Origin of the sequence: Pseudoalteromonas sp. 3J6 (assembly GCF_903995135.1) — a bacterium.
Classification (GTDB): domain Bacteria; phylum Pseudomonadota; class Gammaproteobacteria; order Enterobacterales; family Alteromonadaceae; genus Pseudoalteromonas.
Window position 1 is genome coordinate 3,442,666 of record NZ_LR877185.1, and the last position, 21,293, is coordinate 3,463,958.

A 21,293-nucleotide genomic window follows, 5' to 3' on the forward strand; every position below is an offset into this window, starting at 1 on the left:
TAATAAACTCCTAATAATCTTGAAGCATAAACCCAGCCTTGTGATTACACATAAGTAAAAATGAAGTAAGAATAGTTGAGCAGAATAGCGACAAAAAAGTATCAAAATGGTCATCTAATAAGATCGTTATGGGTGCAACAGCCACTGCATTAGTAATTTGGGGAAAGGCTTGGATCAAAGAACTCTTAGGATGGAGCCTGAGGGGGTTAAAATAAAAGTTCAAAATCACAAACTAATGTATAAAAGCCATTATCAATGGACTATTTTGATGCTTTAAAGTGAGCGACAGAAGATAACATCCAGAATAACCAGGAATGCCTAACGTATAGTAGTAAGGGTTCCTGTATTATGAATGACCTATGTGAATAAATTAATTGCAGTTCCATAGAATAAGATACAAACGAAAGCTTGGCAGCTTAGCTTTATATAAGGGCTCTCATAACAGATATTACGAGAGCCCACAGATAAATATAGTTGTATTAGTTCTCTAGTTACTAATACGTTGCTACTACTCTTACACTATCTGTTACATCAGCGTTATTTAGATAGCCGATTGCTTTAGGATTAGCGCTTATCTCTTTTAAAACTTCACTTGCATCTTTAACTTGTACAGGTGGTGTTCTGCGCCCTGTGAAAATAAGCTTCGACCATACTGCGTCTACTTGTGAAGTGCTTCTTTTCAAAACAGCATCGTCAAATTGTGCTCTAGTATCTTGACCAGCTTCAAATAACACCGGGACAGCTTCAGTTCCATCACTAAACTGACCTAACTTACCCATAAAAATATTTTTGACTTGCCCTTCAGATAGATCAGAAGTATTACTTTTATTTACAACAATAGATAATGCTGCTTTGCTTGGCGTAGCCATAGTCAGAGACAAAACTACAAAAAAGAAAATTGCTTTAAAAATTTTCATTAATTCTTCCTTTAGAAAATAATATCTAGCGATACTGTTGTCACCAAGATGTTCTCATTACTAGCAGAAAGTACTTCGTTTGTACGATTTATAAAACCAGAACCTCCTGTGGCAAGCCCATCATTGTTTAAAGGGCGGAAGCTATCAAACTGCATTTTCAATGCCATTTTTTTGTAAAAGTCCCAACGAAGGCCTGCTGTAATAGTATTTGAGCGAGAGCTTGAATTTCTAACAACATATTGTTCTAGCGGCTGACTGCCTAAGCTTACAACCTGAGAATCAAGGCTCGCTTTTACGTCCGCATCAACATCTAGCGCAAAGTTTTCAGTTAATGACTTCGCGTAGGAATAACCAATATAAGGAGTCAATGAATCAAATCGGTAACCAATCATGCCGTAAGCTGCAATACCGTTAGATAAAGCAGAGCGTGCTTCTCTGTGAGCCCATTCAAATTGACCAAAGTAACTGCCGTTATCATACACTACAGCAAGATTTGTAAGGTTAAATGGTCTGCGTTTGCGTTGGATAATGCTAAATACATCTTCAGCATTAGGCACTATATCTGCACAACTACCTAGAGCACAATCATCGTTCTGAGGATCAATAGTTAGCCCTAATTGATAATCTGAGCTAACTAACATTCTCATATTACTTGGTACGTATTCACCTTCGGCACTAATAGTTGAATGTTGAGCATTCATGTAACCAGCTCTAAAAGTCCATGAGTCATACTGAAGTGTACCTACTAAACCAGCCATGTGATGAAATTTAATATAACTTTTGCCTGGAAAGTATAATTTATCAAACTTACCTGCGTAAGCTTGTATCTGATATGAAACATCACCGTCACCGATAAAGTTACTGTATATGGCATCAATACCGTCAACATTGTTGATTGTAGCTTGGCTATACAGGTCAATAACAGGTCTAACCCACACATTTGAATAATTAACATTACGTGTATCAGAGCCTAAAAATACAGGTGAAACAAATCGACCAACTCTCAATCTAAGGTTTGAGTTATATTTATAACTAAGGTAAGCCCAATCTAATGATGGCTCATAGTTATTTTTATAATTGCGACGTGAAAGCAGTTGAACAACCCCTGACAACTTATCAGTCATCTTATATTGGCCTTGAATGCCAAGTACAGTGTCATTATCAAAGCGCCAATCATCGTCAGCACCGCTAGGTAAGGTGTTATTCTGTATAAACTCAATATCTTGCTTATTTGTTTTCACCGCACTCAATGTCGCAAAACCAGATATTTTGAAGTCATCAGATGCGTGAGCAAAATTAGCAATTAGAGTTAAAACAAGATATATAAAAATGTGTTTCATATTGACCCTTAATATAGTTGGCTTCTAGTCGTCAAACTTCTCAGTTTAGCTAAAAGCAATCCTTTTGTTTGATTAACAGAAAATATTATAGTCTATTATGGTTTTTTTTAAAATAAATATTGAACTTTTTTGATTTTTTAAAACTTACTTAATTTCACACTGGCACGAATAACAACTGTGAGGACTATGCTGGTGCTTTTAAAAATGACATAAGTTTTCTTAAAATTTAGCCTTAAATAATAAAATGTCAAAGTAACTATATTATTCACATTAGAAACTATAAAGCCGGCATGAATTTTCGTAGCTAATATTGCATGCTTTGGCTACATATAATTAACCACTAAGCCACGATATTTAAGCCTGTATCTTCATTATGTATTATGGTTAAGAGCTATTTATAATTCAAAATTGAGTTTACAAAAATTGATTTGGTACGTAGACAAGACCGTGCGTTATGTGAGTACGAGGTTACTTAACCAGACCATTAATATTAAACGTGCACTTTTGATCATATAGTATAATTTGTTAACTTTTCTAAATAACCTGAACTTTGAAAAAATAAATCTATCTCAAGCTGCTATTTTCAGCGCTAACTGCATTGAATTTACTTACAATAGGCCAGCTATTGACGCGTAAGTCCGCTTTATTTTACTAAGAATCTTTGGCTAGAGGAAAATAAAGGTAAACATAATTTTTGATTTAATGCGTTAGTAAATCTTTTAACGAAAGTTCAGGTTAAATAGTGTAGTAACTCGATGCATCAAAGAAATCATATCTTGGGTCCATGATACTTTGTCATCCATTTAAATTATTATTTTATATATTACTTTTAACTCCACTATAAATTTATGATGCTCTGAACTATGGTAGGAATACAACACAAAAAAGCACGCTTAATCAGCACTATTCGAAATAGAAGAGCTTACTTAATTTCTAAAGGTTATGAATATCGTTAATGAGTAAGTTCAGGCTTTTTTAGAGTGAGGGTCAGAAAAGTTATTTTTGTAGTTAAGGGTTTTAGATAGGGCAGAGTTCGAGGGAAAAATAGAATGATGACTAATGACACCATAAATCCAACTTCTAAAGTATGCCTTTTTTAGTACAAATTATGAGTACCAAAATAATTTTAATTATCTTGAATAATTACAACATTGAACAAATAATTTAGATCTCTATCAGAGTTAGATAAAATTGCAATCTAACCTGTAGAGATCATAATATTTTCATACTTATATTAATAAAGAAGAATAATAAAAGTATATAAAGCAAACTATTCAATTTTAAATTTAGCAGTCGCATCCAATAAGTTATCTGATAGGTAGTGTAAGTTTTTAGCCACGTCCCTTACTGCTTTAAGTGAGCTCATCGTATCTTCAAATGAACCATGCATATTAGATACGTTATCTACAACCATTGCGGCTACTGAGGTTTGCTCTTCAGTTGCAGCTGCAATTTGCGAGTTCATTCCATTAATTTCTAATATTTGCTCTGCTATTTTTTCTATTGAAGCGCCAGTTTGCTCAGCAGCACTTGCATTATCTGTGGCCATATCTCTTGCAGAGGTCATAGCCGTTACAGATTCATTGGCAGCCAAGCTAAGTGTATTTAATAGTTCGCGAATTTCATTAGTTGACTGTGCTGTGCGTGATGCAAGCTCGCGGACCTCATCTGCTACCACAGCAAAGCCACGACCATGCTCACCAGCACGTGCAGCTTCAATTGCAGCATTTAATGCTAGTAAGTTTGTTTGCTCAGCAATGGATGTAATAACATTTAGTATTTGCGATACATTTTTAGTGTCATCGGCTAATTTATTAATTGTGTTGGCCGCTATATTAATTTCTTCACTTAACGTGCGCGACGAATTAACAGACATTTTGACTTGTGCACGACTCTGGTCTACTTCTTTTTCTGCTGTTTGCACAGCATTAGATGCGTTCGCTGCAGATTGTGAAATATCGCCAACGCTTTGCTTCATCTCTTCCATCGATTGCTTAACAACATCGGCATCGGTGGTTTGTTTAGTGGTTGCTCGCTCTGCTCGCTCCATCCCTTGCACAAGACGGGTTGAATTTTCCATTAATGGTTCACATACCGCTATAACTTCTAAAACGGTTTCTCTGAGTAGACTAATAAATGCATTAAAGTTTATAGATACTTGGCCTATTTCATCCTCAGAGTTAACGGCAAGCTTTGAACTTAGAGACCCTTTACCACTTGCTAAAAGGCTTAAGTTATTAGCAGCATCACTGGCTGATGATCCAATATTACGTGCAATCCAAATTGCCATAAGTAATAATAATGCTAGAGATACAACCGTAACTATTAACATTAAGTTCAAAGCATTGTCCGAGCGCTCTTTTGTGTTAGCAACTAATTGGAAAAAGCGATCATCTGCTTTTTGTTGCGCATCCCTAAAGCTGGTTAATACTGACTTGTAAAGGCTTGTTTTAAGCTGCGCCTGCTGTTGTATTTTACTAAAATCAGCCGTGCCATTAACCATACCATTTGCTATGGTTGCTGATATTTTTTCGTAATCAGCAAGTCTCTTTTTTATATCGCTACTTATATAAGATGGATCTATTACCTCTATCGCTTCTAGGTTAGTTACGAGTTTTTCATAAGTTTCGCTAGCTTTTGTGACTAACTCTTGCTCGCCAAAGGTTACGGCCTGTGTGTACAACTCATCTAACTTTTCTAAAATACTTACATTATCTAAGGTTAATTTAGCAACTTTATAAGAAGACTTCTCCATCTCATCAAGTGATATGCGATTTTCGTTCATAGCAAAGTAGTTAACCAAAACAATTACTAAGAATGCAATGATCGCTATAGATGTAATTGCATGTATTTTTTTAGTGATGCTAAGGTTTTTAAAAGAGAAACCTGAAGCCATATTATTTACCCCATTTAATTATCTATAGTTATTATCGGCTTAATATAGAAAAATGTTAACTTTATTTTTAACTTTCGACGGTTTTTCAATAATAAATATACATCAGTATTTTTTAATATACACCAACATTTTAAATATAGAGTGTTCTACTCAATGATCAAGACTAGCAGAGCCAATATGTATTTTAAAATTTCAGACACAAAAAAACCAGTAACATCGCTGTTACTGGTTTTTATATTTGGTGCGGATGGGGGGACTTGAACCCCCACGCCCGAAAGCACTACCCCCTCAAGGTAGCGTGTCTACCAATTCCACCACATCCGCATTTTTTAAGCTATCGCTTAGCGTTAAGTCTTTAAGCTAACTTGAGGAAAGAGAGCAACTTAACAATTTAAACTAAATTAATTTGGTACGTCAGAGCTTTGCTCTTTTGTAGATGTTACCGGAACATCTTCTTCAACTGGCGTCACAGTTTCAACAGCTGGAGCGGCTTCTAAATTTTCCCACTCGTCAGTCTTTTTGATTTGACCGGCAGTTAAGTTACCTAAAACAATACTTAACACGAAGAAGATCGTTGCTAAAGTTGTTGTCGTTTTCGTCATAAAGTTACCGGCTCCTGAAGAACCAAAAACAGTAGACGATGCGCCTGCACCAAATGATGAGCCCATGTCAGCGCCTTTACCTTGCTGGATCAAAACCATACCAACAAGCGCTAACGCTACAATTAAATACACTACTAATAAAATTTCGTACATCTTATACGGTCCCTTTTGCACTATTGCAGATAGCAGTGAATGATTCTGCTTTTAAACTGGCGCCACCAATTAGGCCGCCGTCTATATCTGTTTGTGCAAATAATAATTCGCTATTTTTTTCATTAACGCTACCACCATATAAGATGGTTAGCCCTTGTGCTAAATCGCTGTCTAGTGAAGCAATTTTGTCACGGATAAATTTGTGAACACTTTGTGCCTGTTCAGGCGATGCAGTCTTACCTGTGCCTATAGCCCAAACGGGCTCATATGCTATCACAGATTCTTTCAGTGCTGCTACACCTAATTTATTAATTACTGCGTCAATCTGCGCAGCAACTACCTGTTCTGTTTGCCCGTTTTCTTGCTCTATTTCGCTCTCTCCAACACATAAAATAGGCGTTAAACCTACTTGTTGTGCGCGAGCAAATTTTGCCGCTACGGTGTCGTTGCTTTCTTTATATATACTGCGGCGTTCTGAGTGACCAACCAGTACATATGTTGCACCTAATTGCTTAATTAGCTGGGCATCTACTTCACCAGTAAAGGCACCTGGCGTATTCTCTGAAACAGTTTGTGTCCCAGTAGTTACACCACTGGCGACCATTGCTGCTATCAGTGGAAACGGAGGAAATAAAACAATGCTTACTTCAGAAGATTTAACATCGTTAATAGCATCAGACAGTTGTTCAACAAGTTCTAATGAACCATTCATTTTCCAGTTGCCTGCGACCATCGCCTTGCGTGTTGCCATTTTTCCACTCCACATTAGAAAGCGGGCGAGATATTAACTCGACTCGCCCAAAGTTACAAGAGGTTATTGTTATCAATCAGTTTGTTTGCTCATAGATTCAACAACCGCTGCTATTTTTTGTGCGCTATCGATAACTATTTTTTCTTGTTCTGCTTCAACCATCACTCGTACAACAGGTTCAGTACCTGACTTACGAAGTAATACACGGCCTTTATCTGCTAAGCTTTGCTCTACTTCAGCTACTGCAGCAAGTACTTCTGGTGCTTGAGTTGGATCGGTACCGGCAGTGTATCGCACGTTAATCATTTTCATTGGGTACTTAGTAAATCCAGCGCCTAAATCTTGAAGTGTACGGTTTTGAGCCACCATAGCAGCAAGCACTTGTAAGCTTGAAATAATGCCATCGCCAGTGCTAATTAAGTCTAAATTTAAAACATGGCCTGAGCTCTCACCACCAATTTTCCAACCTTTTTGCTGCAGTAGTTCCATCACATAACGGTCACCCACTTTACTACGAGCAAAAGCAATATTTTTTGCTTTTAAGGCATTTTCAAGACCCATATTAGACATGACAGTACCAACAACCCCCCCTCCTAAGTTGTCATCTTGGGCAGCTTGGCAGGCAATAATGTAAACTAAATCATCACCATCAAATACGCGGCCATTGTGGTCTACCATCATTACACGGTCGCCATCGCCATCATAGGCAATACCAACATCCGCTTTATGCTCAAGTACTTTACGCTTTAGTGTATCTACGTGAGTTGCACCACATTCATGGTTAATATTTACCCCATTAGGCTCACACGCATGGGTTATCACCTCAGCGCCTAGCTCTCGCATAACTGAAGGCGCTATGTGATACGTTGCACCGTTGGCACAATCTAGGACTATTTTTAGCCCCTCAAGTGATAAACCTTGTGGAAACTGACTTTTACAAAATTCAATATAGCGGCCATCAGCGCTTGATAGGCGTGTTGCTTTACCTAGCTTATCAGAGGCTACACAGGTCATTGGTTCGTCAAGCATGGCTTCAATTTGCAGCTCTACAACATCATCTAGCTTTAGGCCTTGGCCATTAAAAAACTTAATGCCGTTATCGTAATAAGGATTATGGGATGCGCTGATCACAATACCCGCTTCTGCGCGAAACGTTTGCGCTAAATACGCAACGGCAGGCGTTGGCATAGGACCGAGTAAAATAACATCAATGCCGGCTGCAATTAAACCAGACTCTAATGCAGTTTCAAGCATGTAACCAGAAATACGAGTATCTTTACCAATAATGACTTTTTTTGTGCCATGTTGTGATAATACACGCCCTGCAGCCCAACCTAATTTCATTGCAAACTCAGGATTTATAGGCCCTTGACCTACTAAACCACGCACACCGTCTGTGCCAAAATATTTTCTTTCTTGCATTAAAGTACTCCTTGTTTGCAGGCTTGATATACGCCAAGCACGTCTGCGGTTTCTTTTACATCATGCACACGAATAATATGCGCACCGTTTTGTGCTGCTATTAATGCGCCAGCTAAACTACCAGCTAATCTATCTTTTGTATCTCTGTTGAGTAAATTACCAATCATTGACTTACGTGATAACCCCGCAAGCAGCGGTAAGCCAAGCTGCGCATAGTCATTAAATTGAGCCAATATTTGATAATTGTGTTTAAGTGTTTTTCCAAATCCAAAACCAGGGTCTAATATTAACTGGCTTTGTTTTATACCAGCAGCTTCGCATGCGGCGATACGCTGGTTAAAAAAGTCATTTATCTCGCTTGCTAAATCATCATAGTGAGGAGCGTTTTGCATACTTCGCGGTTGTCCTTGCATATGCATTAAGCACACGACTACGTCAGGATACTGAGCAACCACCTCTACTGCACCAGGCTCTTGCAGTGCTCGCACATCATTAACAATATCGGCACCTGCTTCAATGGCTTGACGCATGACTTCAGCTTTACTGGTATCGATTGAAATAACGCAATCACTTTGCTCACGAATAGCATTAATAAGTGGGATAACGCGCTGTAGTTCATCTTCAAGGCTGACATCGGGAGCACCCGGGCGTGTAGATTCACCGCCGATATCTAAAATAGTCGCACCCTCATCAAGTAACTGCATCGCATGATTGAGTGCAGCTGTAATATTAAAAAACTGGCCTCCATCTGAAAATGAATCAGGAGTAACGTTTACTATCCCCATAATAACGGGTTCGCTGAGTTCAAGCACTCGACCACGTGCAAGGTTAATTTTATTATTCATCGCTAACCTTAATATGTGTTTGTTAAGTGTAATTTGAGTTAATTACAGCAAACTGATACAAAAAAGCCCCGAACTTCGGGGCTTTTGGATACGTTATTTTAACGATTATTCCGCTTTATCATCAAGGTTTGTTTCATCTTTTTTAGACTCATCTTTTTTAGATTCGTCAGTTGTTTTTTGGGTTTCATCAACTGCTTTATCTTTAGAAACATCTTCCTTTTCAGGTTTAGCTTCATGACGGTCATGCGCATCACGTGGTTCACGTACTGGCTGACGCGCCATTAAATCATCAATCTGTTTCGCATCGATAGTTTCATACTTCATCAGTGCATCTTTCATTGCGTGTAGAATATCAATATTTTCTTTCAATATTGATTCTGCACGTTGATAGTTGCGGTCTGAGAACAAGCGTACTTCTGCATCAATTACTTTGGCTGTTTCATCCGACATGCTCATAGAACGACCACCGCCGCCACCCATGTACATTTCGTTTTGATCTTCAGCATAAAGTAATGGACCTAGCTTTTCGCTTAAACCCCATTGTGTAACCATTTTGCGAGCAATGTCAGTTGCACGTTCGATATCGTTACTTGCACCTGTAGTTACTTTGTCTTCACCATAAATAATGGCTTCTGCAATACGGCCACCATAGAGGCTAGAGATCATAGACTCAAGTAGCTCTTTAGAATGACTAACACGGTCTTGCTCTGGTAAATACATTGTCACACCTAGCGCACGGCCACGTGGAATAATAGATACTTTATAAACCGGATCGTGCTCAGGCACCATACGACCAACAATGGCATGGCCTGCTTCATGGTAAGCAGTCATTTCTTTTTCTTGCTCACTCATCACCATGGTCTTGCGTTCAGCACCCATCATGATTTTATCTTTTGCAGCGTCAAATTCAGCCATACTAACAACACGTTTATTACCACGTGCTGCATAAAGAGCCGCTTCATTCACTAAGTTAGCAAGATCAGCACCTGAGAAACCAGGTGTACCACGAGCAATCACTGCCGCTTCAACGTTATCACCTAACGGTACTTTACGCATGTGTACTTTTAGAATTTGCTCACGACCACGAATATCTGGTAAACCAACCACAACTTGACGGTCAAAACGACCAGGGCGAAGTAATGCTGGATCTAGAACATCCGGACGGTTAGTCGCAGCAATAACAATAATACCTTCATTGCCTTCAAAGCCATCCATCTCAACTAGCATTTGGTTAAGCGTTTGCTCACGTTCATCATGACCGCCGCCCATACCTGCGCCACGCTTACGACCTACTGCGTCGATTTCATCGATGAAGATGATACAAGGCGCTGCTTTTTTAGCTTGTTCGAACATGTCACGTACACGTGATGCACCAACACCCACAAACATTTCAACAAAATCGGAACCTGAAATAGTAAAAAACGGTACTTTTGCTTCACCGGCAACCGCCTTCGCAAGTAATGTTTTACCTGTACCTGGAGGACCAACCATAAGTACGCCCTTAGGAATACTACCGCCTAATTTTTGAAACTTAGAAGGGTCACGTAAAAAGTCCACCAGCTCGGTTACATCGTCTTTGGCTTCATCACAACCAGCTACATCAGCAAAGGTCGTTTTAACTTGATCTTCACTCATTAAGCGGGCTTTACTTTTACCAAATGACATGGCGCCTTTGCCACCGCCACCTTGCATCTGACGCATGAAGAAAATCCACACACCAATTAGCAGTATCATAGGGAACCAAGAAATGAAAATGCTTGCTAAAAACGATTGTTCCTCAGGTTTTACACCTTTGACATTTACATCGCTTTTTAACAAATCATTTAAAATATCTTTATCATAAATCGGCATAATCGTTTGAAAACGCTCGCCACTATTTTTTATGCCAGTAATTGTGCCACTGCCACTTTCAATAGACACTTCTTGTATAGAGCCACTACGGGCATCTTTAACAAATTGACTGTAACTTGTTTGACGATCAACTTGATCGCCGCCATTAAAGCTCTGAAATACTGACATAAGCACAACTGCAATAACCAGCCAGAGTATTAGATTTTTCGCCATATCGCTCAAGGGGTTAACCTCTTGTATCCAATTAATTTAAATTCAACTAAACGCCAAGCAACTGTACTACAGTTTGTATCCAGTCGCTACTATATATACTTCCCGAGAACGGGGACGCGAGGCATCCGGTTTACGTATCTTCACTGCTTTAAAACTATTACGTACATCTTGCAAATATTGATCAAAGCCTTCACCTTGGAATACTTTAACAATAAACGCGCCATTTTTCTTTAAAACTTGGTGGCACATATCAAGTGCAAGCTCAACCAAGTACATGCTCCCCGCCTGATCAACCGAGTTATTACCACTCATGTTAGGTGCCATATCAGACAATACCACATCTACATTTTTACCATCAATGCGTTTTAACAATGCATCAAGTACGGCCTCTTCACGAAAGTCACCTTGTAAAAAGTCAACACCCGCTAATGAATCCATAGGTAAAATATCACACGCAACCACTTGGCCTTTGTCACCTACTTTTTCTGCTAAGTATTGTGACCAACTCCCTGGGGCTGCGCCTAAATCAACCACTGTCATTGCAGGACGCAATAACTTATCTCTGTTTTGGATTTCGTCTAATTTGAAAACAGCTCGAGAGCGCCAGCCTTTTTTTTGCGCTTCTTGAACATATTTATCATCAAAATGTTCTTTAAGCCAACGCTGTGAACTGGCTGACTGTTTTTTATTTGTCATAAATTAACACGCAACTAATTAGTAATATTCTCTAGATGGCGTTAGAATACCCTTAATTCAAGCCATATTCAGCAAAATTTGTAATATCATGACATTATCAAACAAACAAAAGCAGTTTTTAAAAGGCCAGGCACATAGCCTTAAGCCTGTAGTTTTACTAGGTTCTAACGGTTTAACCGAAGGCGTAGTAGTTGAAATCCAAAGCGCATTAGAAATTCACGAATTAATTAAAGTGAAAGTGCCAACTGACGATCGTGAAACAAAAAAGCTTATTTTTGATGCCATTGTTCGCGAAACAGGGGCCACCAAATTACAAACAATTGGTCATACGATTGTGCTTTACCGTCAAAGCCCAGAGAAAAAAATTCAGTTACCTCGCGGCTAATAGCCCGTTGTAAAGCTATAAAAAAACCAGCCGCGGCTGGTTTTTTTATAAATGGATTAAAAATCCATTATTCGCAAGTTTGCTTTATAGCTGCCATGCTCAAGCCTACTAAGTGAGTGATAGTGCCCGTACTGCCCCTCATCCATATTCTCAATAGTTTGGTTACTCAATAACGAAGCTAATTGCGGCGTGGTGTTACTATGCCCTATAACCACCACAACACCACTTTGTGCTAACAACTGATTTTTCAATGTCGTTAAATCGGCAGCATTATAAGTAATAACTTTAATATTAAAATACCTAGCTAAAGGCGCTGCAGTGCTTAATGTGCGGTTATAATTACTACTGTATAACGTAATGTGTGGATGGGTTTTAACTAGCGAAACCAAATGCTCAGCACGTGCTTGCCCTTGCTCTGTTAAAAATGGATTATTGCCTGTTTGCTTTTCACTATGGCGAAACAAATAAAGCTGTTCAGGCTCAGCAAAAGCAGGATTGCATAGCATTAATAGTAATGCTATCCATGCTGATTTTATCAATACACTCATTGTTTTTTGCCTCGTTTGTATGCCAATAAACGGTCTATGAATTCAGTAGTAAGCTCATTAATGAGCCCAGTTTCTGCATTTAAAATCAAACTAAAGCCTACATTTAAGTGCGGAAAAACCACTAAGTCACTGCGGTAGCCTTGCACCCAACCACTGTGATAATAAAGCGTTTCATCATCATAGTCATACACACGCCAGCCTAGCCCATAGTAGGCTTCGTTCATGTGCTCTCGCCATACTCGTCTGTAGCGTTCTTTTTTAGTATGAGTATAAGGGCGTGTTTGCGTGGCCAATGCATCTAAGGATAATACCGATGGATATTGCCCTAATTGCGCATTTAACCAAATAGCCATATCTGACGCACTGGCGTTTACCCCTGCCGCGGGTGCAACTTTATAATAATTCTTTTTTAAGCGGGCGCTATACCAACGTTTTTTGCCACGCACGTGAGGGTGTGCATAGTTATTATCCTGCACCATGGCATCGTAACCCAAACTAGCATCATTCATTTCTAGGGGAGTAAAAAACGCCTCATTAAGCCACTGGGTATAGGTTTTGTTGGTACTTTTTAAAATTACGTCGTCTATTAAGCTAAACATTACATTTTGATAGCCATAGCAATCACCAGGGTCACAAATGGGTTTAACACTCAATAGTTTTTCAACAATGTCCTTATAACCCATTCGCGATTCGATTAAATTATCGTAAGCGTTAGGAACTAGCCCACTAGAATGGCTTAAAATATGAAAAACTTTTAAATCATCTTTATAGTCAGTTTGCTTAAAATCCGGTAAATAATAACTAACAGGTAAATAAAGGTTGAGCCGCTGTTCATTTGCGAGTTTAGCCGCTAACGACCCTGCAAATGTTTTCGATACGGAGGCTAAACGAAATCGAGTGTGCGGGTTAATTTTTTGCCCACCGCGCACCTTTGTATTGCCCATAGTATGGATGTAGTCACGTGCTTGTGAGTTAACAATAGATAGCGCCCCTCCTGGGATTTTTTTTATTTTTAGTTTTTTTTCTGTATAGCGTCCATAACTTTTAACAAATGCTTCCCAATCAGGATCTGTGCTTGCGCTCGCCTGTAAATGCGTCCCGATAAGGAGCACGGCAAAAAAGTAAAAGGGTAAGGTGTTAAAATACTTCATTCTTAGCTAATTTTTCTTTTTTAGTCATAATCAACCGTTATAATATCATGAACTTTTACTCGGACTAACGTACAATATGTCCGATTAATGGCTTTTGAGTGGATGTAAAATATTTATGCGTTTTTTAGTTGTATCACTTTTTATAATATCAGCGTCAGGTTGTGCTGTCGTTAAACAACCCGCAGAGCCTTTAGCAATGCCTGCAAAGCCTATGCTTAAGAGCCAAACTTATCAGTTAAAATATGAAACTGAGCATGCTTCACCAAAAGTGAAGTCGGTACAATTACCTGCCCACAACGTGAAAAAAAATCAAACTGTTAGAGTAATCGTAGACCGTGCAAGTGTTACCGACACTTTGGTCTCTCAAATAAGCCAAGCCTTAATTGATAAACAGCTTAAGGTGACAACTAACGAGAACAGCGATTATACGTTAGCAATTCATCAAGTTGATCTGGAATTTGTAGATGACGCCAAGTACACCCTAGCACAACCAGAAAAGCCATATTCACTGTTTTCAAGAGTTGCGCAGCAATTTCCGTCGCAACAATGCGCCAATATATTGGCCCAAGTTAGCATGCGACTTACTCACAAAGCATCGGGCGATGTGGTGTGGTTTGCTAAATCATCAATTGACAGTGCAAGCTTTCATCGTGAACCTTTAGTTTATAGCTTCAGCGAAGAAAAGAAGATCACTAATGAGCTAGAAGTTGTTGCATTTATACACAAGCACAACACTGAACAGGCTCGCCTTAAACGAGCTGAGCTTAATAATGAAGTAACGGCCCCTGCTTATAAAACCATTACAAAACTGAGTCGTTTAACTAAATTAAATGGTCCATGCACACGCACCGAAATAAGTGCTCTCACTCCCATGATGCAATTTTACTTAAGCAGTATTCTTATTGATAAAATTAAAGTTCAGTAGTTGTTAGGACGACCGCTACATTTTTTTACAGATTTAGCTAAGAGTTTGACAATATACTACCCTCTTTAGCAAACTCTAATTAAGGTTCCAAGGATGACGTATACTTCTCTTAAACAGTCTTTTGGTTGTGCGGCCTTATTAGTTGCCGCTATTTTTAGTGCCCAAAGCAGCGCCAGTAATCGTTACTATGCCGATAACACTTTGGAACCCACCACTGGGTTTGCCTGGGATTGGAGCGCTGGCGCAGGTTATTACATTGAAGACTCTTATTTAGTTGGCATTAACTCCTATGATGTTGGTGCAGAACTAGATTTGAGTATTGCAGTTTCTTACGATAATTTTTATCTAGATTTTGACCATAATCAGCTCAGCGGTGGACTTGTTTTAGGCTATAGCTTAATTAACAAATATGATTGGGGTCTTGATTTATTAGGCACCAACATTCAAGCAGGTTTTGATGAACAAGGTTTAGGCTTTTATAACGACGGAATAATTGATCCACTGCGTGGTATAAAAAAGCGTAACTATGATTTTGACACCGGCCTTCGATTAACACGCCGATTTGAAAACTCACAAGTTTCATTTGAATATTTACATGATGTAAGCGGTGCTCATAATGGTTGGGTTGCCAATGTGTTTTTCAGCCACATTCAACCTTGGCGCAATTGGGAGTTTCGCTCCGGTATTGGCTTAAGTGCCTACTCTGCTGATTTTACAAACTATTACTTTGGTATTGATAGCGATGAAGCAAACGCAGCACGTCCAATTTATAGTACCGATGCCAGTACCAGTATTATGTTTGAATTTCATGCTGAATATCCCATCAATCAAGATTGGGTATTCTTAGCAGGCTGGTTAACTACATGGTTTTCAAAAGAAATTGAAGACAGCCCAATTATTTCCCAAGGATATCAACACAAAGCCAAGGTAGGCCTGCGTTATGTACTTTAGATTTTTTTACTGTTTGTTGTTTACATATTCGGGCTCTTTGCTTGCAGCCACTACACAACCACCCAGTGAACTTACTGCTGTTCCCGATACCTGTGTAGCCTTACGTGAAGGGCGTCAATGTTATGCCGATGTTGTCTTATCGTGGCAGCAACCAGAGGTAGGAAATTATTGTTTACGCGATGCGACTTCAAAATACATTATGCAGTGCTGGCTTAAACAGCGACAAGGCTCACTTAATTACGCCTTTGATTCAACCCAGAGCATTTCATTTGAGCTGTTTGATAGTAATACATCACAAGTGATTGCTGTAAGCGAAGTTAAACTACAATGGGTGTATCAAAATAGACAAAAAAAGCGGCGCTGGCGGTTATTTTAGCCACACACTATAAACATCATTCAGGTATACGAAGAAAGCTTATGGATAATTACGGTACTATTTTACTGGTTGAAGATGATATCTCTCTTGCACAATGGGTAACTGAGTATTTAACTGAGCAAGGCTATATTGTGCATGTATGTCATCGCGGTGATGAAGTTATAAGCCAAGTAAAGCATTTAAACCCACAGCTTATTTTACTCGATATTATGTTACCAGGTCTTGATGGTATCAGTGTATGCCGTGAGTTACGTAGCTTTTATCAAGCCCCTATAATTATGCTCACCGCACGAGATGAAGAAATGGATGAGGTCATTGGGCTTGAAGTCGGTGCCACAGATTACATTATAAAACCTGTTCGCCCTCGTGCACTGCTTGCTCGTATTAAGTCGGCTTTACGCTACAGCAGCGACACGCCTAAAACTGATGCTCAAGAGAGCATGATCAATATTGGTCAATTAAGTATTAATACCGAATCTCGTAACGTTACACTCAACCAGCAAGATGTGAATATTTCAAGCGCAGAGTATTTATTACTGCATTATTTAGCGAGCAACGCTGGGCAAGTTGTATCACGTGATGCGGTGTTTAAAGCAACCAAAGGCAGGGAGTATGACGGCCTAGATAGAAGCGTTGATGTGCTTATTTCTGCTTTGCGTAAAAAGTTTAATGATGATCCGCAAAAACCAGAAAAAATAAAAACTATTTGGGGGCGTGGTTATTTGTTTGTGACTACAGCGTGGTAAGTTTTAATGCCTGAGCGCTTAAATAATAAGCGCGACAATAATAAAAGTCACTTCAATACACCCAGCCTATTATGGAATAGCATCAATGAAAAAGTTTTATATTTCACTACTAGGCAGTGCGCTGCTTTCAATTATTGTTTTAGGTTGGCTTATTGATGCATTTAGCCAACAAGCACATGCACCTTTGGATAAGTTTAGTGTACAAAGCCAGATTATTGTCGGGTTAAGTAAACAGCTCACAGCTATAAAGCCACAGGCACGACCAGAACAAGTAACTAAGTTAGCCAAAGATTTTAACCTGACTCTTAACTACAAATTAAATCAGTCGCTCGCATTACCATCAGCGCTATTAGATAAAATGCAAACTCAAGGCGGGTTAATACTCGAGGACGAGCAAGGCTTTTACATGCTCTACACTAATGATGCATTAAGCCCTTACCATTTAACCATGCGTTTAGATAAGCCTTACGAGAGCACACAGCGAAACGACATAATTTTAACTTTGTTATTTTATACTGGCTTATGTGTTTTTATGGGTTTTATTATTACCCCTTTAGCAAAACGTCTTACAGTATTAAATGATGCGGCAAAACAGTTCGCATCCGGTAATGTTAAAGCCCGAATTAAGCCCTCTCGCTTTACCTATATTAAAGATGTGGAACTGACCTTTAACCGCATGGCAAGCCAAATTGAAAAGTTAGTAGCTGAAAATAAACTGATGGCCTCAAGCCTGTCCCATGATATAAGAACCCCAATAGCATGCTTACGCTTTGGTGTTGACGCTGCACTTGATAGCCATGATGAGAGCAAAATAAAGCATTACCTAACCCGTATGGAAACCGATTTGGATCATATGGAGTCAATGTTAAAAAGCTACTTAGCATTTGCTACTTTAGAACAAAATGCCAATAAACTTACTTACTCATCAGCAAACCTTAAACAATATCTAAGTGATATTGTGCTGCAGCTTGAACCAAGAATAACCGCACGTTCGCTTAATATTTCTTTAGAATGTGATGATCATACTATTTTTGCTGACTTACATTGGCTAGCAAGAGCGATCGCTAACTTAATTAATAATGCCTGCGATTTTGCACATCATCACATTAAAGTAACCGCCTCGCTACAAGAGCACACTCTAGTGATCAGCATTGCCGATGATGGCCCAGGCATAGCTCAAGAAAACAATCAAAAAGTATTTAGCCCGTTCTTCCGTGAGCGCAGCCACCGTAATCGCAGTGACAACAGTTACGGGTTAGGATTGGCTATCGTTGCCAAAGTAGCCGATTGGCATCATGGTTCAATAGAAGTGAGTAAAAGTGAGCACCTTGGTGGGGCCTGCTTTACACTTACGATTGCGCGGTTTAGATATTAATTAAACAAGTACCATCCGTTCTAACTAACGCAATATAATTAAAGAAATCGTGCTATTTATAATCAAAAAATGCACGTGTTATTTATATCTGAAAATAAAACGCAATAATTGTGCGACTAAGTCAAATAAGCACTTTTTATTTTTTTACAATTCCAGTAGATTGTCACGGCGTCGAAAAAATAGAGAAGCAAAATAATATGAGTGCAGTAAGAGGTGAGTTTAGCTCCCGCTTTGGTTTTATAATGGCTGCGGCAGGATCTGCTGTTGGGCTTGGTAATATTTGGGGTTTCCCGACACAAACAGCAAGTAATGGCGGGGCTGCCTTTTTAGTCGCTTACTTAGTACTGGCCTTCTTTTTAGCCTATCCTGCTTTAATGGCAGAGCTGATGATAGGTCGTCATGGACAAGCTAATGCGGTTTCTTCACTAACTAAATTAACCACTAAACCTTGGCAAAAGCAGTTTGCATTTGCTGTTGGCTTTGGCGGGATTTTATGTGCAGGCTTTATACTAAGCTTTTATGCGATTGTTGCTGGTTGGATGTTAAGTGCAACTTTAGAGCCGGTTACTACTCTCATAGGCGCAGATGCGGCATCTTCGTGGTTAAGTGAACAGTCACTTACACGTAACATTCTTTTTACTGTGGTATTTATTATTTTAACCGTTGCTATTATCAGCCGCGGTGTTGAAAATGGTATTGAAAAATGGTCAAAACGTTTAATGCCTGCTTTGCTCGGTATTTTGTTTGCCTTAATTGCCTATGTAATGACTCAAGAAGGTGCTGTTGAGGGATTAAAAGCTTACCTAGTCCCTGACTTTTCTTCTATTTTTGATCCCACCTTATTAGTCAGTGCACTAGGACAGGCCTTCTTTTCATTGTCACTGGGCACCAGTGTAATGATTATCTATGGCTCATATATCAGTAAAAAAGAAAACCTCGTCTCTTTGGGGGCTTATGTTACGCTTATTGATGTATTCATCGCATTTGTAGCAGGCTTACTGATTATCCCCGCGATGTATGTTGCGCAAGCCCAAGGTGTTGAAATATTCTCGTCAACAACAGGTAAACTGCTTTCAGAAGACACCTTAGTATTTCAGGTTTTACCCGCCTTATTTGATGGCATGGGTGGTGTGGGTTTATTTGTTGGCTTTGCTTTTTTTGCATTAATGAGTATTGCCGCTCTAACCTCGTCAATTTCAATGCTTGAAGCGCCGGTATCGTACACTGTAGAGCGCTTTGCAATGAAGCGTGTGCAAGCAACATGGTTAATAGGTGCTTTAATTGCCATAGTTAGTATTACCATAGTGTGCAACTTAGGCACGTTATTTGGTTTAGTGATCACCTTAACAACTAAAGTCGCGCAACCTTTATTAGGACTTATGTGTTGTATTTTTGTAGGGTGGATCTGGTATAGGTCATCACTGCTCAAAGCAATCCAGCAAGGTAACCCTGAAGTACATAACACCTTATTTTGGAAAGTATGGCCTTGGTACACTAAATTTGTATGCCCTATCGCCATTAGCTTAGTATTTTTACATTCTTTACTTAGCTAGTAAAACAAAAAAGGCCCACTAATGTGGGCCTTTATATATTAAGAATTATCTACTGCTTTAAAATCATATCTTGATGGGGTATGCCATCTTCTAAGTACTCCTCCCCAACACACTCAAAACCAAATGAGCGATAAAAATTCAGTAGGTAGGTTTGTGCGCCTATATAAATATCACGAGTAGGCCACTGAGTTCTACAACAGGCAATAGCCTGGCTAACTAATTCTTTGCCTAAACCAGAGCTGCGCTGTGATTGAGCAACTAAAACGCGCCCTATCGCACTATAATGTGCATCTTTCTCATAACAACGAGCATAGGCATTTACTGTTTGCCTATTGAGTGAATACAAGTGGCGAGTAGCATCTGCAATATCCACATCATCAAGTTCGGGGTAAGGACACGCTTGTTCTACAACAAATACGTCAACACGTTCACGCATTATTGCAAACAGGGTTTGGGAGTCGAGCGCAGAGAATGGCTCACATTTAAACGCCATTTAAACACCTTTTATTATTACAGGGCCTTACTAAAAGGCCCCATAATCTTATTAAGCAAATAATCGCTCTAACTGATCACATAACTGAGATAAGTTAACATGATCATGCTCGATAGTTAAATCGACATAACCGTCACTTCTAAATGCTCTGTCTAACTCAATCAGTACATGCGTTTTATGCGCTTCAGGAATAAACGACAGTTCAATTTCCTTTATGCCAAATAAGCTGCGACTATTTGGTTGATATTCAAGCTCTTGATAACACCCAGACACAGATTGAAAAGTAGAAGCACGTAAATGGCCTTGCTCTACATCTGCTTTAACTAAACTAAATCCTAGCTTCTCCATTGCTTGCATACAGGTTTTAACTGCTTCATTCGGATAGATGTGCAAATGGTCTTTATCTGTTGGATCAAGCGCAAGGTCAATATCAAGCCCTGTTTCTAACCACACATAAGACTGGTTATAACCGGCATTAATTTCAGTAATTGGTGTTTCTGAATGCAAACGGGCTTCAAACGGGATAGTTTTAACTTCACCAGGCTCAACAGTACCAATGTCAGTTATGCGCCATTGATCAATAACATGATTAGTAAAGTAATCACCGTCTTCACTGGCTACTTTAACCCGAGTAACTAACATTAAATCTAAACCCGTAATTTCTTGACTTACATCACCTGCAGTAATAACAATTTGTGCATTGAATAGTTGGCCTGGCTGAAGATGCTCGGTTTCTAAAATGGTATCTACCTTGGCAGCACCAATGCCTACCGATGCTAAAATTTTTTTAAACATAGTTTCTCCTTAAGCTAAGCATACACTTGTTTGCTTACGCTTAAATTCCTTCGTTATGGCATCTTAACCACATTTAAAAGCGCTTGTCAGCGAAAAACTGCTATTTACATGCTGTTTACCATAAAACCGACCATTTATGTCTGTTTTTTGTACTTTACAGCCGCCTTTATGCATACATAAAGGTGTTTTAGCTATCAGGTGATAAATACTCACTACCAGCCAATTAGCAGTAGGAAATAAGTAGATTAATTGTCAATAAGCATTGTTTTTCGCTACACTACAATGCCAAGTGCAGTGATACTAATAACT

At 39.1% G+C, this 21,293-nt stretch carries 20 protein-coding genes and 1 tRNA gene; 7 read left to right on the forward strand and 14 right to left on the reverse strand.

The genetic code is table 11. From position 1 onward, the window contains the following. Positions 1-494: 494 nt before the first annotated feature. The 10 genes from P3J6_RS15695 to rlmE all read right to left on the reverse strand — a co-directional run bounded on the left by P3J6_RS15695 (position 495) and on the right by rlmE (position 11,686). On the reverse strand, positions 495-917 hold the full coding sequence (locus tag P3J6_RS15695) for a phosphate ABC transporter substrate-binding protein (RefSeq protein ID WP_138608272.1): 423 nt from the start codon (positions 915-917) through the stop codon (positions 495-497). 11 nt (positions 918-928) lie between these two features. After that, entirely contained in the window at positions 929-2,257 is a 1,329-nt protein-coding gene (locus P3J6_RS15700) for a hypothetical protein (RefSeq protein ID WP_138608274.1), read from the reverse strand. 1,270 nt (positions 2,258-3,527) lie between these two features. After that, positions 3,528-5,153 (reverse strand): methyl-accepting chemotaxis protein, encoded by a 1,626-nt coding sequence (locus P3J6_RS15705; protein ID WP_198523515.1) that lies wholly within the window; start codon positions 5,151-5,153, stop codon positions 3,528-3,530. 239 nt (positions 5,154-5,392) lie between these two features. Next, positions 5,393-5,477 (reverse strand) — tRNA-Leu (locus P3J6_RS15710). 77 nt (positions 5,478-5,554) lie between these two features. After that, complete coding sequence (gene secG, locus P3J6_RS15715; RefSeq protein WP_010388009.1) at positions 5,555-5,908, reverse strand: preprotein translocase subunit SecG; 354 nt, start codon at positions 5,906-5,908, stop codon at positions 5,555-5,557. Between the two features lies 1 nt (position 5,909). Continuing rightward, a complete protein-coding gene (gene tpiA / locus P3J6_RS15720) occupies positions 5,910-6,659 on the reverse strand; it encodes a triose-phosphate isomerase (RefSeq protein ID WP_198523516.1) in 750 nt (249 codons plus the stop codon). A 72-nt stretch (positions 6,660-6,731) separates the two neighbouring features. Further along, entirely contained in the window at positions 6,732-8,081 is a 1,350-nt protein-coding gene (gene glmM / locus P3J6_RS15725) for a phosphoglucosamine mutase (protein WP_138608280.1), read from the reverse strand. Beyond that, entirely contained in the window at positions 8,081-8,926 is an 846-nt protein-coding gene (gene folP, locus P3J6_RS15730) for a dihydropteroate synthase (RefSeq protein WP_198523517.1), read from the reverse strand. The genes glmM and folP overlap by 1 nt, the downstream gene beginning before the upstream one ends. Positions 8,927-9,031: 105 nt before the next feature. Continuing rightward, complete coding sequence (ftsH, locus tag P3J6_RS15735) at positions 9,032-10,999, reverse strand: ATP-dependent zinc metalloprotease FtsH (RefSeq protein WP_198523518.1); 1,968 nt, start codon at positions 10,997-10,999, stop codon at positions 9,032-9,034. A 57-nt stretch (positions 11,000-11,056) separates the two neighbouring features. Continuing rightward, on the reverse strand, positions 11,057-11,686 hold the full coding sequence (rlmE, locus tag P3J6_RS15740; RefSeq protein WP_010388002.1) for a 23S rRNA (uridine(2552)-2'-O)-methyltransferase RlmE: 630 nt from the start codon (positions 11,684-11,686) through the stop codon (positions 11,057-11,059). Positions 11,687-11,774: 88 nt separating this feature from the next. On the opposite strand from rlmE, the gene yhbY reads away from it, so the two are divergent. After that, positions 11,775-12,071: a ribosome assembly RNA-binding protein YhbY gene (gene yhbY / locus P3J6_RS15745; protein WP_008112687.1), complete on the forward strand. Its 297-nt coding sequence runs from the start codon at positions 11,775-11,777 to the stop codon at positions 12,069-12,071. Positions 12,072-12,127: 56 nt separating this feature from the next. Here yhbY and P3J6_RS15750 read toward each other — a convergent pair whose 3' ends face one another. Both P3J6_RS15750 and P3J6_RS15755 read right to left on the reverse strand, forming a co-directional pair. Next, positions 12,128-12,619, reverse strand: a complete 492-nt coding sequence (locus P3J6_RS15750) for a SixA phosphatase family protein (protein WP_198523519.1) — start codon at positions 12,617-12,619, stop codon at positions 12,128-12,130. Further along, positions 12,616-13,770 (reverse strand): serine hydrolase domain-containing protein, encoded by a 1,155-nt coding sequence (locus P3J6_RS15755; protein ID WP_054201683.1) that lies wholly within the window; start codon positions 13,768-13,770, stop codon positions 12,616-12,618. The genes P3J6_RS15750 and P3J6_RS15755 overlap by 4 nt, the downstream gene beginning before the upstream one ends. A gap of 115 nt (positions 13,771-13,885) precedes the next feature. On the opposite strand from P3J6_RS15755, the gene P3J6_RS15760 reads away from it, so the two are divergent. From P3J6_RS15760 to P3J6_RS15785, 6 genes are all read left to right on the forward strand, one after another. After that, positions 13,886-14,695: a hypothetical protein gene (locus P3J6_RS15760; RefSeq protein WP_055013017.1), complete on the forward strand. Its 810-nt coding sequence runs from the start codon at positions 13,886-13,888 to the stop codon at positions 14,693-14,695. Positions 14,696-14,788: 93 nt separating this feature from the next. Continuing rightward, positions 14,789-15,646, forward strand: coding sequence for a MipA/OmpV family protein (locus tag P3J6_RS15765; RefSeq protein WP_198523520.1), 858 nt, complete (start codon positions 14,789-14,791; stop codon positions 15,644-15,646). After that, positions 15,636-16,022, forward strand: a complete 387-nt coding sequence (locus tag P3J6_RS15770) for a DUF3019 domain-containing protein (protein WP_010387996.1) — start codon at positions 15,636-15,638, stop codon at positions 16,020-16,022. Before P3J6_RS15765 ends, P3J6_RS15770 begins: the two co-directional genes overlap by 11 nt. Before the next feature lie 41 nt (positions 16,023-16,063). After that, on the forward strand, positions 16,064-16,768 hold the full coding sequence (locus tag P3J6_RS15775; RefSeq protein ID WP_054201686.1) for a response regulator transcription factor: 705 nt from the start codon (positions 16,064-16,066) through the stop codon (positions 16,766-16,768). 85 nt (positions 16,769-16,853) lie between these two features. Continuing rightward, positions 16,854-18,143 carry a sensor histidine kinase gene (locus P3J6_RS15780; RefSeq protein ID WP_198523521.1) on the forward strand — a complete coding sequence of 430 codons (1,290 nt, stop codon included), beginning with the start codon at positions 16,854-16,856 and terminating at the stop codon, positions 18,141-18,143. Positions 18,144-18,340: 197 nt separating this feature from the next. Then, positions 18,341-19,696 (forward strand): sodium-dependent transporter, encoded by a 1,356-nt coding sequence (locus P3J6_RS15785; protein ID WP_198523522.1) that lies wholly within the window; start codon positions 18,341-18,343, stop codon positions 19,694-19,696. A 49-nt stretch (positions 19,697-19,745) separates the two neighbouring features. On the opposite strand, the gene P3J6_RS15790 is transcribed toward P3J6_RS15785, so the two are convergent. Further along, positions 19,746-20,189 carry a GNAT family N-acetyltransferase gene (locus P3J6_RS15790; RefSeq protein WP_138605363.1) on the reverse strand — a complete coding sequence of 148 codons (444 nt, stop codon included), beginning with the start codon at positions 20,187-20,189 and terminating at the stop codon, positions 19,746-19,748. A 51-nt stretch (positions 20,190-20,240) separates the two neighbouring features. Beyond that, on the reverse strand, positions 20,241-20,984 hold the full coding sequence (locus P3J6_RS15795; RefSeq protein ID WP_198523523.1) for a sporulation protein: 744 nt from the start codon (positions 20,982-20,984) through the stop codon (positions 20,241-20,243). Positions 20,985-21,293: the final 309 nt, after the last annotated feature.

Excerpts from the sequence above, each read along its gene's own strand:
- P3J6_RS15695 (WP_138608272.1), bottom strand. The coding sequence starts at position 917 with ATGAAAATTTTTAAAGCAATTTTCTTTTTTGTAGTTTTGTCTCTGACT.
- P3J6_RS15700 (WP_138608274.1), bottom strand. The coding sequence starts at position 2,257 with ATGAAACACATTTTTATATATCTTGTTTTAACTCTAATTGCTAATTTT.
- P3J6_RS15705 (WP_198523515.1), bottom strand. The coding sequence starts at position 5,153 with ATGGCTTCAGGTTTCTCTTTTAAAAACCTTAGCATCACTAAAAAAATA.
- secG (WP_010388009.1), bottom strand. The coding sequence starts at position 5,908 with ATGTACGAAATTTTATTAGTAGTGTATTTAATTGTAGCGTTAGCGCTT.
- tpiA (WP_198523516.1), bottom strand. The coding sequence starts at position 6,659 with ATGGCAACACGCAAGGCGATGGTCGCAGGCAACTGGAAAATGAATGGT.
- glmM (WP_138608280.1), bottom strand. The coding sequence starts at position 8,081 with ATGCAAGAAAGAAAATATTTTGGCACAGACGGTGTGCGTGGTTTAGTA.
- folP (WP_198523517.1), bottom strand. The coding sequence starts at position 8,926 with ATGAATAATAAAATTAACCTTGCACGTGGTCGAGTGCTTGAACTCAGC.
- rlmE (WP_010388002.1), bottom strand. The coding sequence starts at position 11,686 with ATGACAAATAAAAAACAGTCAGCCAGTTCACAGCGTTGGCTTAAAGAA.
- yhbY (WP_008112687.1), top strand. The coding sequence starts at position 11,775 with ATGACATTATCAAACAAACAAAAGCAGTTTTTAAAAGGCCAGGCACAT.
- P3J6_RS15750 (WP_198523519.1), bottom strand. The coding sequence starts at position 12,619 with ATGAGTGTATTGATAAAATCAGCATGGATAGCATTACTATTAATGCTA.
- P3J6_RS15755 (WP_054201683.1), bottom strand. The coding sequence starts at position 13,770 with ATGAAGTATTTTAACACCTTACCCTTTTACTTTTTTGCCGTGCTCCTT.
- P3J6_RS15760 (WP_055013017.1), top strand. The coding sequence starts at position 13,886 with ATGCGTTTTTTAGTTGTATCACTTTTTATAATATCAGCGTCAGGTTGT.
- P3J6_RS15765 (WP_198523520.1), top strand. The coding sequence starts at position 14,789 with ATGACGTATACTTCTCTTAAACAGTCTTTTGGTTGTGCGGCCTTATTA.
- P3J6_RS15770 (WP_010387996.1), top strand. The coding sequence starts at position 15,636 with ATGTACTTTAGATTTTTTTACTGTTTGTTGTTTACATATTCGGGCTCT.
- P3J6_RS15775 (WP_054201686.1), top strand. The coding sequence starts at position 16,064 with ATGGATAATTACGGTACTATTTTACTGGTTGAAGATGATATCTCTCTT.
- P3J6_RS15780 (WP_198523521.1), top strand. The coding sequence starts at position 16,854 with ATGAAAAAGTTTTATATTTCACTACTAGGCAGTGCGCTGCTTTCAATT.
- P3J6_RS15785 (WP_198523522.1), top strand. The coding sequence starts at position 18,341 with ATGAGTGCAGTAAGAGGTGAGTTTAGCTCCCGCTTTGGTTTTATAATG.
- P3J6_RS15790 (WP_138605363.1), bottom strand. The coding sequence starts at position 20,189 with ATGGCGTTTAAATGTGAGCCATTCTCTGCGCTCGACTCCCAAACCCTG.
- P3J6_RS15795 (WP_198523523.1), bottom strand. The coding sequence starts at position 20,984 with ATGTTTAAAAAAATTTTAGCATCGGTAGGCATTGGTGCTGCCAAGGTA.